The organism is Gluconacetobacter diazotrophicus PA1 5 (assembly GCF_000067045.1).
GTDB lineage: Bacteria > Pseudomonadota > Alphaproteobacteria > Acetobacterales > Acetobacteraceae > Gluconacetobacter > Gluconacetobacter diazotrophicus.
Genome location: NC_010125.1, coordinates 3,755,714 through 3,771,994, shown reverse-complemented (window position 1 = coordinate 3,771,994; position 16,281 = coordinate 3,755,714). Strand labels below are relative to the sequence as shown.

General features: G+C 68.1%; 18 protein-coding genes. 3 read left to right on the top strand and 15 right to left on the bottom strand.

Annotated elements, in window-relative coordinates; genetic code table 11:
* Positions 1–48 precede the first annotated feature (48 nt).
* On the top strand, positions 49–735 hold the full coding sequence (locus GDI_RS17490; protein ID WP_041249586.1) for a hypothetical protein: 687 nt from the start codon (positions 49–51) through the stop codon (positions 733–735).
* A 53-nt stretch (positions 736–788) separates the two neighbouring features.
* On the opposite strand, the gene bfr is transcribed toward GDI_RS17490, so the two are convergent.
* Positions 789–1,277, bottom strand: a complete 489-nt coding sequence (gene bfr, locus GDI_RS17485) for a bacterioferritin (protein ID WP_012228393.1) — start codon at positions 1,275–1,277, stop codon at positions 789–791.
* A 211-nt stretch (positions 1,278–1,488) separates the two neighbouring features.
* On the opposite strand from bfr, the gene GDI_RS17480 reads away from it, so the two are divergent.
* Positions 1,489–2,331 carry a DUF3667 domain-containing protein gene (locus GDI_RS17480; protein ID WP_012228391.1) on the top strand — a complete coding sequence of 281 codons (843 nt, stop codon included), beginning with the start codon at positions 1,489–1,491 and terminating at the stop codon, positions 2,329–2,331.
* Here the strand turns inward: GDI_RS17480 and GDI_RS17475 are convergent.
* The 6 genes from GDI_RS17475 to GDI_RS20410 all read right to left on the bottom strand — a co-directional run bounded on the left by GDI_RS17475 (position 2,270) and on the right by GDI_RS20410 (position 6,137).
* Entirely contained in the window at positions 2,270–3,106 is an 837-nt protein-coding gene (locus GDI_RS17475) for a hypothetical protein (RefSeq protein WP_231854161.1), read from the bottom strand. The two genes, GDI_RS17480 and GDI_RS17475, sit on opposite strands and share 62 nt — an antisense overlap.
* Positions 3,107–3,279: 173 nt before the next feature.
* Entirely contained in the window at positions 3,280–4,020 is a 741-nt protein-coding gene (locus GDI_RS17470) for a hypothetical protein (RefSeq protein ID WP_041249584.1), read from the bottom strand.
* Positions 4,021–4,282: 262 nt separating this feature from the next.
* Positions 4,283–4,765: a hypothetical protein gene (locus tag GDI_RS17465; RefSeq protein ID WP_012554426.1), complete on the bottom strand. Its 483-nt coding sequence runs from the start codon at positions 4,763–4,765 to the stop codon at positions 4,283–4,285.
* Positions 4,765–5,184, bottom strand: a complete 420-nt coding sequence (locus GDI_RS17460) for a hypothetical protein (protein WP_231854160.1) — start codon at positions 5,182–5,184, stop codon at positions 4,765–4,767. The genes GDI_RS17465 and GDI_RS17460 overlap by 1 nt, the downstream gene beginning before the upstream one ends.
* 50 nt (positions 5,185–5,234) lie before the next feature.
* The gene (locus tag GDI_RS20415; RefSeq protein WP_012228386.1) at positions 5,235–5,780 is read right to left on the bottom strand and encodes a phage tail protein; all 546 of its coding nucleotides are present in this window, start codon (positions 5,778–5,780) and stop codon (positions 5,235–5,237) included.
* Positions 5,781–6,137: a hypothetical protein gene (locus GDI_RS20410; protein WP_012228385.1), complete on the bottom strand. Its 357-nt coding sequence runs from the start codon at positions 6,135–6,137 to the stop codon at positions 5,781–5,783.
* A 297-nt stretch (positions 6,138–6,434) separates the two neighbouring features.
* Here GDI_RS20410 and GDI_RS17450 point away from each other — a divergent pair, with 297 nt between their 5' ends.
* A complete protein-coding gene (locus tag GDI_RS17450; RefSeq protein WP_012228384.1) occupies positions 6,435–7,184 on the top strand; it encodes a YfdX family protein in 750 nt (249 codons plus the stop codon).
* A gap of 48 nt (positions 7,185–7,232) precedes the next feature.
* Here GDI_RS17450 and GDI_RS17445 read toward each other — a convergent pair whose 3' ends face one another.
* The 8 genes from GDI_RS17445 to GDI_RS17410 form a co-directional block, all read right to left on the bottom strand.
* On the bottom strand, positions 7,233–7,949 hold the full coding sequence (locus GDI_RS17445) for a hypothetical protein (RefSeq protein WP_041249583.1): 717 nt from the start codon (positions 7,947–7,949) through the stop codon (positions 7,233–7,235).
* On the bottom strand, positions 7,946–8,422 hold the full coding sequence (locus tag GDI_RS17440; protein ID WP_012228379.1) for a GNAT family N-acetyltransferase: 477 nt from the start codon (positions 8,420–8,422) through the stop codon (positions 7,946–7,948). The genes GDI_RS17445 and GDI_RS17440 overlap by 4 nt, the downstream gene beginning before the upstream one ends.
* Positions 8,419–8,763, bottom strand: a complete 345-nt coding sequence (locus GDI_RS17435) for a hypothetical protein (protein WP_041249582.1) — start codon at positions 8,761–8,763, stop codon at positions 8,419–8,421. Before GDI_RS17435 ends, GDI_RS17440 begins: the two co-directional genes overlap by 4 nt.
* A 151-nt stretch (positions 8,764–8,914) precedes the next feature.
* On the bottom strand, positions 8,915–10,447 hold the full coding sequence (locus tag GDI_RS17430; protein WP_012228375.1) for a hypothetical protein: 1,533 nt from the start codon (positions 10,445–10,447) through the stop codon (positions 8,915–8,917).
* Positions 10,448–10,553: 106 nt separating this feature from the next.
* Positions 10,554–11,555 carry a hypothetical protein gene (locus GDI_RS17425; RefSeq protein WP_157871081.1) on the bottom strand — a complete coding sequence of 334 codons (1,002 nt, stop codon included), beginning with the start codon at positions 11,553–11,555 and terminating at the stop codon, positions 10,554–10,556.
* The gene (locus tag GDI_RS17420) at positions 11,552–12,010 is read right to left on the bottom strand and encodes a hypothetical protein (protein WP_012228372.1); all 459 of its coding nucleotides are present in this window, start codon (positions 12,008–12,010) and stop codon (positions 11,552–11,554) included. Before GDI_RS17420 ends, GDI_RS17425 begins: the two co-directional genes overlap by 4 nt.
* The gene (locus tag GDI_RS17415; RefSeq protein ID WP_012228371.1) at positions 12,010–12,645 is read right to left on the bottom strand and encodes a hypothetical protein; all 636 of its coding nucleotides are present in this window, start codon (positions 12,643–12,645) and stop codon (positions 12,010–12,012) included. The genes GDI_RS17420 and GDI_RS17415 overlap by 1 nt, the downstream gene beginning before the upstream one ends.
* Positions 12,645–16,277, bottom strand: coding sequence for a hypothetical protein (locus GDI_RS17410; protein WP_012228370.1), 3,633 nt, complete (start codon positions 16,275–16,277; stop codon positions 12,645–12,647). The genes GDI_RS17415 and GDI_RS17410 overlap by 1 nt, the downstream gene beginning before the upstream one ends.
* Positions 16,278–16,281: the final 4 nt, after the last annotated feature.

The window sequence follows — 16,281 nt, the reverse complement described above, 5'->3', positions numbered from 1 at the left end:
AGTGGGTCATCACATCAGAGGACCGAGTCCACGGATTCGGATGGTGCCATGACAGCAGGCCTGACGATCCTGAATGATCTCTCATGCAGCGAAAGGCTGGCGGTGTGGACGCTCCGCCGCCTGGCCGGCCCGCCGCACCCGGCCGGGGGCCAGCGGACGGGCCGCGCGCCGGCCGGCCTGTTCATGCCGTGCTTCCGCCGGGATTTCGACGACGTGACGGCGGCCTTCCGCACGGCGCTGAACCGGCTGGCGGTGCTGAAGATGCAGGCGCTGGATCTCGGCCTGCCCGCCGCGCAGACCCTCAGCACGACCGAAAGCCGCTTCCTCGATGCGATTTCGGCGGCCCAGGCCGGCGAGGACGCCCGCGTGCGCGGCATGCTGCGCCGGGTCATCCCGCATCGCCACGTGCTGGCCCCCTTCGCGGCGGCGGTCACGCTGCTGGGCGCGTGCCTGGCCGGCGCCGGCCACTGGCTGCCACGCCGCACCCCGGCGGACGATATATCGGCGGAAGACTTGGCCGAAAACGGCCCGCCCGCCCTCGCCCGCCGGAGGGAGGGCGATCCGGGCGAGAGGAACCGGGGCGGCAGGATTCAGGATTGCGGGACTGATGGCCGGCGCACCGTGGACCTGATCGGCCCCGGCTGTCTGACAGCCATGGCGCGCTGGCACGACCTGGACATGGGCATGACCCAGATCATGTGGCCCCGCCCGGAAGACATGGGCGCGGCCCGGTAGAATGAAATGGTCCGGTTTCAGGGCATCCCCGTCGGGGGACGCCCTGGTCCCGCTCAGTCCTGCTCGGGCGCCGGGGCGGCGTTCAGGTGGATGTACCGCTCGATCCCGACCTGCTTGATCAGGTCGAACTGGCGGTCGAGGAAGTCCTCGTGCTCTTCCTCGTTCTCGAGGATCTTCAGCAGAAGGTCGCGCGAGACGTAGTCGCGCACGCTCTCGCAATACGCGATGCCTTCACGCAGGTCGTTGATCGCCTTTTCCTCGAGCTTCAGGTCGCACTCCAGGATCTCCTTCACGTCCTGGCCGATCAGGATGGTGTTCAGCCGCTGCACGTTCGGCAGGCCACCCAGAAACAGAATGCGCTCGATCAGCCAGTCGGCGTGGCGCATCTCCTCGATCGATTCCTCATATTCCTTCTTGCCCAGCAGGGTGACGCCCCAGTGGCGCAGGGTGCGGGCGTGCAGGAAATACTGGTTGATCGCCGTCAGCTCGTTCGTCAGCTGGGTGTTCAGGTGCTCGATGACCTTCGGGTCCTTGATCGGCATGGTTCGACCTCGTCAATGGGTGGAATCGTCTCGATTCTATCCCTAGCGCGGCCAGCCCCGCCTGTAAATCGAAAAAACCATTCAATATCAATACGATAAACTTATTCATTCTCAATCGCAACGCCCGGCACGCCGCGCGCGGGCCGCATCTGTTCGAAACTGGAAGGTTTATCCTAGACTGGCCCCCCACCAGCCGGAGACCCCTTTCGCCATGACGCACGACGCCCCTTCCCCGGCCGGCACCGCCTGCCTGAACTGCGGCACCGTCCTGGTCGGGGAATGGTGCCACCATTGCGGGCAGGAGGGCGGGCCGCCCCACCGTTCGGTGTGGGAACTGTGCGCCGAGTTCATGGAGATGCTGACCCACGCCGACGGCAAGTTCGGCCGCACCATCCACCGGCTGGTCCTCGCCCCCGCCGGGCTGACGCAGGATTACATCGCGGGCCGCCGGGCGTCGGAAATCCCGCCGATCCGCATGTTCTTCGTCGTGCTGCTGATGATGTTCACCATCCATTCGCTGGTGTCACCGGCCCGGCACCATTCCGGCCTGGACCCTGCCTCCCGCGCGGAACTGGCCGCCGGGATGAACACATGGTCCTGGGCCGGCCACGCGCGGGCCACCGCATGGGTCCGCACCCACGCCCTGAACGCGGCGGACAATCCGGGCGAGGTGCTGAACGTGATGGGCGAGTGGTCGGAACGCTTCATCCTGCTGCTGCTCCCGATCTCGGCGGCCATCCTGTGGGTGCTGTACTACTGGCCGACGCGCCGCCCGCTGTACGACCACGTCATCTTCTCGGTCCATTCGCTCAGCTTCGCCTTCGTGGTCTTCACCGCCTCGACGATCGCCACCCGCCTGGTGGGCGATGCGGGAAACCTGCTGCTGCTGGGGCCGCCGGTGCATCTGTACCGGCACCTGCGCGGCTTCTACGGCCTGGGCCCGCTGCCCACGCTGGCGCGCATGGCCATCCTGTTCGTCACCTCGGCCTTCTTCAGCCTGCTGCTGCTGTCGGGCCTGGCCCTGCTCGCCCTGGCGCTGGGGGCCGGCGAGTAAGGGGCGCCGGTTCCCCCGCCAGATACGCCGCGTTGGCCGCCACCAGCGCATCCCAGTCCTCGCCGTCCGGCGCCAGGCCGCCGGCCGGCATCAATTGCCGCCAGGCCAGGCCGTGGCACTCCATGATCCGCGACCGCACCCAGCGCCAGGTCGCGTGCCGCATACCGCCCCAGGTCAGCAGCGACACCCGCGAATCGTCGGCGGTCCCGTCATAGGCCCAGGCCAGCAGGCAATGCCCGCCCCACGACCCGGGCGTCTGGTCGCCCGGCGTGGTCGTATCCCACACCCCGTCCTCCGGCTGGTCCGCCAGTGCCAGTTGCACCCCCAGATAGGCCGCGCCCAGCCCGGCCATGATGTTGCGCAGCCCGTTCAGGTCGTCCGGCGCCGCCGACCCCCACAGCGGATAGAAGGTCGCATCCGCCAGCGCATAGCCGTCGCGCCCCGCCACGGTCAGGACATCGACCTCCACCCCGCCCCGGTCGGTGGACGGATCCCCCGGAACATAGCCGGTCGAGGCCGCATAGAACGCCTCGGCATCCGCCGTTTCCACCGCAACCTGGAATCCCGCCAGCGCGGCGGTAGCCCGCAGATGATTGCCGATCCCCGCCGACGTGCAGTCGCCCAGCACGTCGTTGCCCAGCATCAGCGGGGCCGGGTCGATGGACTCGCGCCGCAGCGTGGGCGGCGCCGTGCGCGCCATCATCCGCAGCGACGACAGGCGCGGCTGCCCGGGGCGCGCCCGCGCCGGCAGGCAGCCCAGCCGCCGCGCCATCACGCCCTCCCCCCATGCATCAGGCACATGACAATGATGTTATTTCCACAACCCATGCAGGTCATGCCATGGTCCCTTCATTACAGATCGTTTTCAGACGCACGGTTTATTTTTCAGCCAGGTTATTATCGACGGGACAGGCGGCGCTGCGCAGGCGCCGCCTTTTTTACGTGCCCCTACGCGACGCCCCGATACAGCGCCGCCCGCAGGGCCGGCGCATCGCCCCCGCCCGGCCTCGCCCCGCCGACCCCCGCCATGCTGGCCGGCGCCAGACCCACGGCGGCCTCGATCAGGGGAATGATCTGCTCGGCGGTCTGGATGTAGGTGCCCACCCCGGGCGCGAAGGCGGACACGACCGGCGCGGCGATGGTCAGGATCGTCTGGAATTCGGACGCCAGGGACGACGCCCAGTCCTTCCCGGTCTGGATATCGATCGTGCCGCCGGACGCGGCGTTGATCTGCGCGGTGATCTCCTTGATCCGCGTCAGCGCCGCGTTGACCTCCGCCACCTGGTCGGCACTGAGGTGGCTCGACAGCGCGGGGACGGATTCGATCGCCTGCGCCGCGAAGGCGATGGCCCCGGCATCGGCATTCAGTTCGGCCGTATCGATCGTCACGCCGCCCGTACCGGCGGTACAGCCCGAAAGCGCCATCCCGCCCCCCAGCAGCAGCGCCAGCCCCAGCGGAGGCAGGCGCCGCCCGCCTTCCGCCCCGGGCGCCGACCCGGGCCGCATGGACGACACCTGGCCGGGCTGGACCATGTTCGTGACATTGCGAAAATTCTGCGCCACGACATTCAGGACGACATACAGCCGGCCATAGGCCGAACCCGCGCGCCCCGGCACCGGCAGCCACGGCATCACCGCCGCGCAGACCCCGCACAATGCCGCGACATCGACCAGATACCGCCCCGGCACAGCCCGCCAGAAGCGTACGAAAAACCGTCGTCGGGTCCATGAGACTCTCCGAATTCCATCGTTTCGAGTAATTGTGAAAAAGCCCGCGCCCATCACTCCGAAGCGCGCCTGGAGAGGCGTGCTGGTGAGCGAGAGCGGAACGAAGTGAAGCGCCCGGCGTGTGTCTGCGAGCACCGGAGCGCAGCGGCCTGGTGGCCGTGAGCACCGGCGCGCAGCAGACGCACGTCGGATCGCCTCCAGCGCGCCTCTCCAGGCACGCTTTTCAGGCCGCGATCGCAGTCGCGAAGGCCGCCACATGCACCGCGTCGACCGCCCCGGCGCCCAGTGCCGTGTTATAGACACGCTTCCAATAGGCGCAGAGTGCGTCCGGGTTTTTCTCATCCGGAAGCGCCTCTGGGTCGAAGCGGTACTTCACCCGCGCCATCGCGCAGCCATAGCGCAGGTTGCCGATCATCTGCCGCACGCGCGGAATGTCCGAACAGGTCATGCGCCGCACACGGGTTTCCAGGTCGGCATGGGCCGAATCGCCGCCCATCATCCGCCACAGGGCGTCATGCGTCGCGGGTTCCATCTGCCACAGGCCCAGGGCCGGCCCGCCACCGCCCTGCACCAGCCGCGCGGCGCGCGATTCCACCAGCGCGGTGCCGGTCAGCAGGTTGACGGCCGCCGGCCCGCCCAGGCCCAGCCGGTCCAGCGCCGGCGCCACGATCCGCCATTTCAGATCGCCGGGATCGATGCCGCCCATCACGACCCCCCGCCCTGGATGATTCGGCCCAGCCACGCGGTAAAGGGCTGATAGCCCAGCAGCGCCGACACCACACCCCCCAGCGCGAATCCCGCATTGCGGATCATCTTGACGCCACCTGCGATTTCCGCGTTCATCCGGATCAGCGTCCGCTGCGATTCCGCCAGCGGCGCGGTGGTCTCGGCAATCGCCTCGCGCATTTCGCGGCGTAAATCCACGATCGCCTGGCGCGTCTGCTCCAGGTCGCGATCGGCCCGCCGGTCCTGATGCGCGCCGCGCGCGCGCCCTTCGGCCGAAATCTCGACCAGCTTCATCATCATGTCCTGCTGCCCGGCCTCCAGCCGCCCGATCCGCGCACCGTGCCGGCGCAGCGTTTCCGACGTCTCGGCAGGGTCCAGAACCAGGTTTTCATCCACCATGGTTTTCCCGCTTTCTTTCGGATAGTCCGAAATGTGCGCTCCCGCGCCGATCATCCCCCCACCCCGGTGTAGATGATCTTGTTCAGCATCAGCGTGGGCTGCACGTTCTGGCTGGCGCCCGTCCCGGCGGCGGCCAGGGTGATGCCCGTCGTCGCCGTATCCACCGTGACACCGGTGGTATCGGCCGTCGTCTGCGCGGTCGCATGTTCCGGCGTCAGGCTTCCGCCATCGAAGGTCACGATCTCGCCGCCCGTTCCCTGCGGGACGACGAAGCCGGTGCCGCTGCCCGGCCCGTGCGCATGGCCCGGGTCCGTCACCGCGTGCGCATGGCCGGGGTCGGTCACGGCGTGGGTATGCGACGGCGCCATCTGGCTGCCGCCCGCGGCCCCCAGTTGCACGCCGTTGATGCCGGACCCCGCCATCGTCAGCAGGTTGGCCGCCGTGCCGCCCATGCTGTCGACGCCCGTCGCCACCCGGCCGCGCAGGTCCGGAAGCCCGAACGTGGTCGCCCCGTCCCCGGCCCCGAACGTGGTGCCGATGACGGCGAACAGCGCGGCATAGGTCGCGCGGCTGACCGCCTGGCCGCAGCACAGCATTCACCCGGCGGGGGCCGTGGCGCCCGCGTAATCCGCAACGGTCCCGACCGGCACCGCCCCAACGCCCCCGCCCGCCGCGCCGACCGGGTCCATCGTCCAGACCGGATTGCCCTCCCCATCCTCCAGCGCCACGGCATAGGACGGGGCGCCCAGCAGGAAGATGCTGCCGAACTGGCCGTTTTCATCGGCAATGACGGGGTTCGCATTGGGAACCGTCAGCCCCGCATCGGCATAGGTCGCCTGCGGCGTCGTCGTCCCGGTCTGGTAGAAGAACAGTCGCGCGCCCGCGCGCGGCACGCCGGCCGCGTCCACGCTGAAACTGTTGGGCCAGACGAAACGGGCGGCTGAACCGGACATGCACCACTCCCACCCACGCCCCGCACGGGGGGCGCGTGTCGTTGACGGGCGGTGCCTGTGCCCTGATGCGTCATCCTAGCCGACGGCGGCCCATGCTGGCAATGACGCAGGCACGCGCATGAAAAATCCTGATCCCGGATCACGATATTTCGACAGGCCCCATCACGGCCGGCGCGCCGCCACGCGCCACGGCCACACGCCATCGCCATGCGCCACGGGGGACTCCGCCTTGCGCCTGCGGGCCTATGCCCCGCGCGGCATCGGCGCGATCCTCGGGGGTCAACAGGAGAATTCCAGATGCCTCTTCGCCGCCGCCTCTCCGCGTTCGCACTCGGTACCGGACTCGCCACCGCGGGATTGACGATTTCCGGCGTGGCCACCCCGCAGGCCCACGCCGCCAGGCCGAACCGTCACGCGGTCGAGCACGATTTCCGCCGCCTGTCGCATGACGGGCTGCGCGCCTATGCCGATATCGACATGGCCCGCCAGGCCCTGGCCCAGGGCGACAAGGCCGGCGCGACCAAGCTGCTGGCCGACGCGAACCAGGCCCTGGACCGGGCCCAGGGCGACGACCACCGCTTCGTCCGCGCGGAAGCGGCCCTGACCCCGGCCCCGAAGGCCCCCGCCGGCAAGCCCGGCCACCTGCCCGCGCCCACCGCCCCCACGCAGGACGTGACCTGGATTCCGGTGGACGGCGAATATGTCGTCAGCCGCGACCCGGAGGCCACGCCGGCCAAGGCCCAGGCCGTCCAGGCCGCGAACAGCAGCCTGAAGAAGGGTGATACCGCGTCCACCAGCCACGCGCTGGCCAACGCCGATATCGACGTCGATTTCATCATCGCCGTCGCCCCGCTCCAGCCCGTGACGGCGGATGTCTACCGCGCCTCCAACCTGGTGAACACCGACCCGCACGGCGCCGACACCGCCCTGGCCGACGCGCAGGACGCGCTGCGCTTCATCGCGGACGACATGGTCTTCGCCCCGCGCACCAAGGACACGAAGGCCCCCGCCGCTGCTCCGGCCGCGCCGGCCGCTCCGGCCAAATAACGAACCACGCGTGCCGCCGCCCGCCGAGGCGGCGGCACGCGCCGGGCATCAGAATCCCGTCGCCGTCGTGCCGCCCCCCCCGAACGGGTCCGAATACGACGTCCCGCCCCCGACGGACGACAGAAGGGCACTCAGGTTCGTACTGCTGCCCAGTCCACCCAGCAGGCCGGCAATGCCGTTGGCCAGCGCGCTGGTCGATCCGATCGTGCCGCCGGCCAGCGCGCTGGCCAGGCGCGACGCGATCGAACCGTCGGTCGAGGCCGCATTGGCCCCGGCCGACGCCAGCGTCCCGGCGGCACTCGATCCCTGCCCCGCCAACTGCTGCAGGGCGGTCATGTAATTCCCGAAATTCTGGCTGGCGTAATTCTGGGCATAATTGCCCAGCGCCGAAAGCTGCCCGCCTGAAAGCGACAGCCCCTTCGCCGCCGCCGCCTGGTTCAGCGCCTGCTCGCCCTGCTGCAGCGGGAAAGTGTAATAGGGCGTCTGGGTATATTGGTTATAGGCCGCCAGCGCGCCCGCCCCCTGCCCGTTCGACCCGCCGCCCAGCCCCATCAGGTCCGCAAGGCTGTACAGCGCGTTGGTACCGGTCGAGACATACGGGCTGAGGTTCGTGGTCGCCGTATTATAGATGCCCTGGTCGTAATTCAGGGCATTCTGTTCGACCTGGGTCTCCTGTTCCGCGGCCTTCTTCTCGGCGCCGGACCCCATGAGCCCGCTGACCAGCGATCCCACGCCCCCGGCGACCCCGCCGATGATCGATGTCATGGTGCGATCCACCTTTCATAAAGCGTCTCGAACGGCGCCCAGCCCAGCCGCCGCAGGATCGCGCCGTTATCCAGCGGCCGCCCGTCGGGCGCATGATGCAGTTTCGTGCCGGCGACCACGCGCCGCACGCCCCGCGCGGCCAGCGTCCGTTCGGCCGCGCGCAGCAGCGCCGGCCCCGCCATCCAGCGCCGGGCCTCGGGCACGACGTAATACAGGTCCAGCACCGCATGCAGGACCGTCTGGTAATGCAGGTGGGTCTGGATGATGGCAACGACATAACCGACCAGCCGGCCGTCACACCGCATCGTCACCACATGCAGGCAGTCCTGCGCATCGATCGCCGCGTATTTCGCCAGATCGGGCGAGAGCGGCATCGCATCATGGTCGCGCCCGACCTCGCGCCAATGGCCCTCCCACAACGCCTGCAACTCCGGCAGGACCCGTGCCCAGGGCTCGACCCGATACGCGGTCACGACGCGGTCACCTGCAGGCCGCCGGCCGCGATCGTCAACGCATTCGCAACCGAGGACAGGACGGCGATGGCATCGCCCGCGCCCAGCACCTTGCCGATCTCGTTCGGACTGTTCCAGGTCTGGCCGGGCAGGATGGTCTGGCCGGACGTCGTGACGTTGCCGGACCCGGCCGCCGCCCCAGACGGCACCAGATTGATCGTGACCTGCGCTGGAACGGCCCCGACATTGCACACGCTCAGACTGTCGATGCGCGAGATCACGCCCACGGGCGACGTATACAGCACGGCGGTCGCGGACGGCACGGCCTGCGCGGGAATCAGGGAAAGGGGCTGGACGGACATGGCACCTGCATTCGCGTACACATCCCCCGGCGGGGGACGTTCGGATGATGGGCGGTGCCTGTGCCCGATGCGTGGTTTGTATCGCGGATCGGCATGCCCGCGCAAGCACAAGAGCGGACGCCGATCCCGCCCGCTTCCAGGGACCGAGGTTTCAGTGTCCCGATACGGCGGGCACCATCCTTTTGCAGTCCGTCCCGGCCTCGAACACCGTCACATCCGCGTCCCTGAACGCCGTTCGGCACAGGACTCCGCGTTGCCTGAGCGCCGGCGAGACATAGTCTTCCGTAGCCGGATTTCGGGAAAGGACATAAAAATGATGATTGTCCCTCAAGAAATCGTCGAACTGACTGACCCGCATCCACGGCACAACCTTATGGAGGTACCGTATCGCATGTTCATTCGTGCGGTCGACGTTCGGAACGTTTTCCAATCCATAAAGATAGACGGCATGCCTCGAAAACGGCCGATAAATTTTCTGCTGCAATTCGATAAAGAGCAGCCCCTCGCCAATCACCACAGGAAGGCCGGAAGGAATGGCCTGCAGACTTCTGACCGAACTCAGGTCCATCGTGTCATCGGCCGAATACAGCACGATCATGCAGGCCAGGGCCGGGCACATCAACATCGAAAACAGCGTCGCGCGTCGCGTCCACCCTATCGCGAACGGGATGGCGACAGCATCGAAGGTCAGGAAATCAGCCATATAGCGCGCACTGAAGGAACCGGTCAGAAAACGCGCCAGGCAAAACACGATCAGGGGAACGCAGCCGACGGACAGCACGATGCATCCCAGGACGCGGCGTCCCGCTTGCGCATTCTCCGGCGGGACGTCCCCGGAACCGGGGAACAGGAAGGAAGCCGCGAGACACGACACCGCAATGATCGGAAAAACATAGTTCCCCCCCATGAAGAGAACCGTATAGGACCATAATTTTTCGAACGTGGGATAAGCATAATAAAAAGGACCATTCTGATCGCCGGCATTCAGCATCTGCAGATGACGCGCCCACGGGATCCAGGCCATGCCGACCGGGCAGGTCGCCGCAAGCGTGATCCATACCGGCCAGCGGATACGCCTTGTCCGCAGGTCCCAGACCGTTTCGCACAACGCCATCACGATGATCGACACGACACCATAAAAATGCGTGCAGAGTGTCAGTGACAGGAAAACCCACAGAAGGAACAGGTTCTTTCTGTCGTTATTCCCGTCACACACATTGCTCCACACCAGCAGGGAAGCGGAAAACAGGAAAACGATCAGCGCATACTCGCGCGCCTGCACGGCAAAGAAGAAAAAATAGGACGCCAGCAGCAGGCTGAAAGACAGAACCGCCACCGGCAATTCAAAATATTTCCGCGCAAGCCGCAACAGGCACAGCGCGGCACCATAAGCGGAAAAAATTGAAAGAATGCGTGGAGACAACAGGTCGCCCTGGTCGACAGGCGGTATGACATGAAGCACGGCATGCATGAAAAACGGCGAAAAATCGGTCCCGCTCCAGACAGCCCTCAAGACGTGGGACAGGTCCGCCTGTCGAATGGTGTAATAAGTCAGGACTTCATCCATCCACAGCGGGGCATGACGCGCATACCGCACCGCGGAATAAAAATAGACCAGAGTCACGACAAGGAAAATGACAGCACTCGTACGCTGGGGTCTCTTTAATATGTCACCGTTACTCATGGTTTTCCGCAGGTCTGGGGAAGCGTATGGGCTACAATATAGATCAGGCAGGCAAGGGCAATCCTGTGCCCGGCCCCGTCCTGTCGCCCCGTCCTGTCGCACCGTCCTATCGCACCGGACTGATCGCGACCGCCCCCATGATGTTGGCCCCGGTCGCGACACTCGAAAACGCCGCGCCGATCGTGGCCCCGCCCCTGGGCAGCGGGCCGGTCGAAAACGATGCGACGAACCGGTTTCCACCATTGGATGACCCGGTCGCCCATGTCGATTGTCCCTGCGTCGCGCCGGTCAGCGTCACGGTGGGCTGGGTGGCGGCCCCTTCGGAAAAGACGATGCCGACCAGGATGCTGTCGTCGTCGGGCAGCCCCGACCCCGCGCTGACCGAGGTACCGCCGCCCGAATAATTGTCGCCCTCCTGGACGGAAACGATATTGCCCGCCGCCACCCCGGAGAGTTCGAACAGACACCCCGACCACCCCGTCGCCTGGGTCGAAAGCGTGATGCTGCCGGTATCCCCGGGCATCGCATACCGATAGACGACCATCAGCCCGTCGTTGGACTCGGACCCGGCCCAGTAGAGCTGCGTCCAGCCCGGAACCATCGAGGGACTGGTACTCCATTTCGTGCCGACGAACAGCAGCATGTTTCCCGGCTGGGGCACGGCCGGAAGCGCCACCGACAGCGCCGAGGACGGATAGGCCACCACCTGGCTCTGGACGATCCGCGGCGTGGCGGCGCCCCCTCCTGGTGGCGCCGCCCATGTCCCGTCGGCACGCAGGAAATTGGTCGTCCCGCCGCCGCTGGCCGGCACCGCGCCCGACAGGCCGGCGGTGAACGGCTGGACCAGCGCCGTCAGTTGCCCCTGCGTCAGCGCCCCGGCCGCCGCGCTGCCGCCGCTGACATTGCCCAGCACCGTATCATTGCCGATCGCGGGCACGTTCCCCGTCGTCCCGCAGGAAAACACCCCCGTCAGCGGCTGGTAATTCAGGTGATTCCCCCCGCTGTCGGGGCAGGCCGGCACGTCGCGATGCGAAACCGGCCCCACGACCTGCGCGCGGGCCGGGGCGGCCAGCGCCAGCGCGCCGGCCAGGATCAGCAGTGTCTTCATTCCGAATACCATTGCGTTGCACTGTTCTGCCAGAAGGTCGCGCCCCCGCCGGCCAGGATGGTGGCCGGCGCATCCGCCGCCCCCGCGTCGATCGCCCCACCCGGCGGCGGATAGACCAGCAGCGATGCCGCCCCCCGGTTCAGCACCTTCTGCCACGTGCCGGCCGCGCCGGCGCTCAGCACCGCCCCGCTCCCGGCCGCCACGGTGGTGAACAGGTTGACGTCCGCCGCCAGCACGGCGGCCGTCCCCTGCGAGGTTCCCGCCCCGGCCAGCGACCCGGCGAAGGACTGCCCGGGCGGCGCCCAGGCCTGCCACGCCCCGTCCCAGACATAGACCTGCCCGATATCGGCCGCGTAATAGAGCCCCAGGCACCCGGCCGGAACCGCCGGCGCCGCCGGCCGGCCGGCCGCGGGGCCATAGCCGAGATAGTCGGTGATCAGCGTACTGTTGCCCATCAGATCGGCACCCCGATTGTCTGCCCCGCCGGGTCGGACAGGATGCCGACCGGACCCGTGTCGCCATTGACCAGCGGCAGCACGCCCGCCGCGCCGCCGGCGGGCGCCCAGCCCGTTTCGGTGCCGGCCCCCCGCCGCTTCGACCACAGCGCGCCGGCGGCACCGCCGTCCCGCTGCAGGTACAGGTCCCCGATCCACCCCGCGACCCGGCCGGCCGGCACGCCGAACCCGTCCAGCACCCGCGCACCGTTATGCAGCACCACGACACCCGGCGGCGGCGCGGCAGGCGGCGGGCCCGCATCCCGGGCCGCCACGGGGCGGGACACGTCGGGGCGGGACGCGCCGGACAGCATCGCCAGCAGCCGCGCATCGGCCACGGCATCGCGCAGGCCGGCGGAAACGTCCGGCACCGGCGGATAGGACGCCGGCAGCGTGACGGGCGCCGATCCGTCGGCCGGGATGGACGCCACCGGCACGCCCAGCGCCGCCGCGATCACCTGGACGTTGCGGATCGTCGCGGAGGCACCAGCCTGCAGCCGCGCCAGGAACTGATAGGCCGACAGGGTCAGCACCCCGGTGCCGTCGACGAACGGACGATCCCCGACCGGAAGGGTCTGGCGCGATGGCTCCGGCATCAGTCCATCCCCGCTTCGATATCCAGATAGAACCCGATTAGGTTGCGCCGCACCGGGTCCGTCACCTGCAGGCGCAGCACCCGCTGCCGCGCCTGCCCCAGCTTCATCCAGCGCAGGCGCGTCAGGTATTCGCCCTGGCGGCCCATGGACCGGCACAGCCGCAGCGCGCTCCATGTCCGCGCCCCGTCGTCGGACCAGTCCAGCATGATCTGCGGGTCGGCCCCCACGGGCGTGTTGGCGGCCTGGTCCATGACCTCCTGATAGGTGCTGCCGGGCGGGTTGGATTCTGCTGCATCAAGGGTGCCCGAAAGGGCAAACGGACCACCGCTGCCGCCGTTATTCGCGAAGGTGTCCACCTGCGTCCCCGGCGCTACGGTCAGGAACACCGGCGGCGCGACACCCAGCGGCACCGATCCGTCCGCCCCCGGATACCGCGCCCCCCCGGCCGCGCTGCGGAACAGGCGCCGGTTCGCGACCACCGACAGATCCACGGGCGCCGGCGGGGTCGCGATGAACAGGTCGGCAAGCTGCGCCACCGCCAGGGCCAGCGTGCCGAACCGGGTGCAATATTGCGCGCCTTCGGGGGCCGGATAGGCCCCGGCCGCCGTGCCGTACATATTGCCGAAGACCAGAACCGTATCGTCCCGCACATAGGCGACGGCGTTCCAGTCGCCCCACACGCCCGTCGATCCCGGCAGCGTGTATCCGGACCAGTCCGCCGCCCCGGCATACGCCTCGCCCGAGACGGCGCCCCCGAGTTGCACGGCTTTCCCGCCGGCATAGACGAACGTGCGCACCGTATCCCACACGCTGGCCCCGGACAGGTTGGCCTGGCTGTCGGACCGCCCGACCTTGAGGAACGTGACCAGCCAGTGCGACGTTCCGGGAATCGGCATCAGGCCAGGCTGGCCGCCATAGACATCCGTTCCGCCCGGCTGTCCGGTGGTGATGTAGGCATATTCGTCGGAAAACGGAATCTGCGCCGCCCCGGCCCCGTTCACCCAGTTCGCATTGTCGATGCTGTACATCGGCAAGGTCGCAGTGAAGGACGTGGCGCCGTTTTTCGCGAAGTTCGCCTCGATCAGGGCGTCATAGCTGACCGCGCCCATGGCGATCCTGACCATCGCGCCGTCCGGACAGGCCGGCCCGATGACGTTCGCGATTTCGCTGTTGGCGTTCCCACCGGCAACGGCATTCGCCGCCATGTCGCCCCGGCTGAAATACAGATAATGATTGGTGCCTCCCTCGCCGTCCGGCAGGAAGAACCCCACGTTCCCATTATACGCCCACTGGGTCAGCAGATTCGTCCCCAGTGCCGCCGGATACGCGTAATTGATCTGCGGCACCTGGCACGCCGCCCACGTCGCCGTATTGCCCAGCGACGGATACAGCCCGCCGAGTCCGCCAGTCCTCGCGGCGCCCGAGACGATCTGCGAAATCGACGGAAAGACGCACACATTCTTCACGGTACCCGGCCATCCGTCCTGCACCATCAGGATCGGATCGTCGATCGTCTGGGCGCCGGCCAGGAAGCACCGCCCGTCTCCGTCATCCACGCCCAGGGCGCTCGTCCAGTAGCGGACAAAGCCCAGGAAAGCCGGCGCGGCCCCGTCATTCAACCGGTAGACCGACAGCCCGACATACCACGAACCGAACCCGGTCGCGATGGCCAGATACTGGCCCTGCATCAGCACGCTGGGCGTCGCGCCCGATGAAAACCAGTTCGTGACGGCGCCGATCTGCGACACCACATCGGCCTGGATCGTCGCGTAAGGCAGCGACCACGCGATCGCGCCCGCCTGCGAAACAGCATTCACGTTCCCCACCGGGTCCCGCGAGATCATGTTGCCGAACTGGTCGGGCATGGGCGACGTGTTCACCCAATGCGTTCCCTCCCCCGCCGTATGGCCGCCGAAGGCCGGGTCGGCCAGCACCCCGGGCGGGTTGCCGGTCCCGTCCGAAGGCGCCACGATCCAGGATTGCGCCCCGGGATTGGCCACCGGCAGCGCCGACGACCAGGTCACGCCGGCCGGCACCAGCGCCACATCGTTCGCATAGACCTGCACCTGCTGTAATGCCGGAGACAGCGAAACCTGCACGTTCACCCACCCCGACCACCCGGCATAGCCATAGCTGGCCGCCACGATCGGGTTGCCGCCCGCATCCCACGCCCGGATCACGACCTGCGCCCCGCCGCCGGCCGGGTCGTCGGCCAGCAGCACGGCAAAGCCCGGCCCGCCATCCAGCGTGGGGGCATTGCCGACCAGCAGCCCGCCGGGCACGCCGCCATCATCCGGCAGGCAGACCCACATGCTGGCCAGCAGGTTGGCGATGGATGCCGGCGAACCGGACGGCGCGCCCGCGTGCGCCAACCGCGCGGGCGACGACAGCACCACCCCCATGGGCGCATAGGCCACGCTCCGCGTCGTGGCCGCCCCCGGCAGCCCGACCCCGGTTTCCACGTCCAGCTCGAACCGCTGCATGAACACCCGGCGGCGCGTGTCGTGAATGGGCGGCGAGACGATCATGCCGCGCATCGTCGCCCCCAGTTCGGTATAGACCTGGAAACTGACCTGCCCGACCGTCCCGCCCAGGCAGTCGCCGACCAGCACCCGCCCATAGGCCATGATCGCAGCGTTGCCGCGCCAGCGCCCGATGGAACTGTCCGCGCTGGCGCCGGCCCAGGATTCCCGCTCGTGCCACAGGCCGGTCGCCACGTCGAAGACCCAGCTTGCCGGGGCCGAGGGAAACAGCAGGTTGACGAATTTATGCCCCTCCAGCGTGTAGCTGAAGCAACGCGCATCGCGCATCGTCGGATAAGCCTGCCATGCCCCCTCGGTCGCATGGGTGGACACGCGCTGCGGCTGGAACCCGCTCAGCCGGTAGAACATCCCGTCATCGCCCAGGAAGAACGTCGTGTTGTCCTCCAGGCAATGGGCATGCGGTCCGGCAATCCCGCGCTGGATGAAGGCCCCGTCGAACCGCTGGAACGGAAAGGCCGGCGGCGCATTGCCCGCGTCGTACCACACCTCGGTCCGCGACGCGCCGAACAGCAGCAGTTGCTCGTGCGTGTTCACGACGGCCAGCAGCGGGTCCGCCGTCGCCTCCTTGGACGCGAACTGCGTGCCGTCGAACGGCAGCAGCCCCCCCTCCGGCGACAGGAAGAACTGCTGCGTCCCCGACCGGTTGAACACGAAATAGGTATCGAAATACACGACATTGTCGGCCGGGTAGAAGTTTTCGTCCGTGATCCGCTGCACCCCGCCGGCCACTGAATAATGCCAGCCGGATTCCCCATCGACCCAGACCAGCTCGGTGCCGTTGGTGTCCATCGAAACCGGGCCCGTCACCCAGGTCGCCCCCAGTTCGACCGACGACCCGTCCGCATCGACCCGGTACAGCGCCTGGCCCGAGACGACATACAGCACGCCGCCCATCATGCACATGCCCTGGACCGGCCCCGCCCCGCACTGCGCGAAGGGCACCATCCCCGGACATCCCCAGACCCCTACGGGCGATTTCGCATCCTTCGGTTCGGATTCGGCATAGAAATTGACGCAGCGCTGCGCGTCCAGCGCGACGGATCGCGCCCGGTAGGACTGCACCGCGAACGGTATGGCCTGCACCGCCATGGCG

Bases quoted from the DNA above. Each gene is read 5' to 3' on its own strand.
- GDI_RS17490 (WP_041249586.1), top strand. From the start codon at position 49: ATGACAGCAGGCCTGACGATCCTGAATGATCTCTCATGCAGCGAAAGG.
- bfr (WP_012228393.1), bottom strand. From the start codon at position 1,277: ATGCCGATCAAGGACCCGAAGGTCATCGAGCACCTGAACACCCAGCTG.
- GDI_RS17480 (WP_012228391.1), top strand. From the start codon at position 1,489: ATGACGCACGACGCCCCTTCCCCGGCCGGCACCGCCTGCCTGAACTGC.
- GDI_RS17465 (WP_012554426.1), bottom strand. From the start codon at position 4,765: ATGGGCGGCATCGATCCCGGCGATCTGAAATGGCGGATCGTGGCGCCG.
- GDI_RS17460 (WP_231854160.1), bottom strand. From the start codon at position 5,184: ATGGTGGATGAAAACCTGGTTCTGGACCCTGCCGAGACGTCGGAAACG.
- GDI_RS20415 (WP_012228386.1), bottom strand. From the start codon at position 5,780: ATGCTGTGCTGCGGCCAGGCGGTCAGCCGCGCGACCTATGCCGCGCTG.
- GDI_RS20410 (WP_012228385.1), bottom strand. From the start codon at position 6,137: ATGTCCGGTTCAGCCGCCCGTTTCGTCTGGCCCAACAGTTTCAGCGTG.
- GDI_RS17450 (WP_012228384.1), top strand. From the start codon at position 6,435: ATGCCTCTTCGCCGCCGCCTCTCCGCGTTCGCACTCGGTACCGGACTC.
- GDI_RS17445 (WP_041249583.1), bottom strand. From the start codon at position 7,949: ATGACATCGATCATCGGCGGGGTCGCCGGGGGCGTGGGATCGCTGGTC.
- GDI_RS17435 (WP_041249582.1), bottom strand. From the start codon at position 8,763: ATGTCCGTCCAGCCCCTTTCCCTGATTCCCGCGCAGGCCGTGCCGTCC.
- GDI_RS17430 (WP_012228375.1), bottom strand. From the start codon at position 10,447: ATGAGTAACGGTGACATATTAAAGAGACCCCAGCGTACGAGTGCTGTC.
- GDI_RS17425 (WP_157871081.1), bottom strand. From the start codon at position 11,555: ATGAAGACACTGCTGATCCTGGCCGGCGCGCTGGCGCTGGCCGCCCCG.
- GDI_RS17420 (WP_012228372.1), bottom strand. From the start codon at position 12,010: ATGGGCAACAGTACGCTGATCACCGACTATCTCGGCTATGGCCCCGCG.
- GDI_RS17415 (WP_012228371.1), bottom strand. From the start codon at position 12,645: ATGCCGGAGCCATCGCGCCAGACCCTTCCGGTCGGGGATCGTCCGTTC.
- GDI_RS17410 (WP_012228370.1), bottom strand. From the start codon at position 16,277: ATGGCGGTGCAGGCCATACCGTTCGCGGTGCAGTCCTACCGGGCGCGA.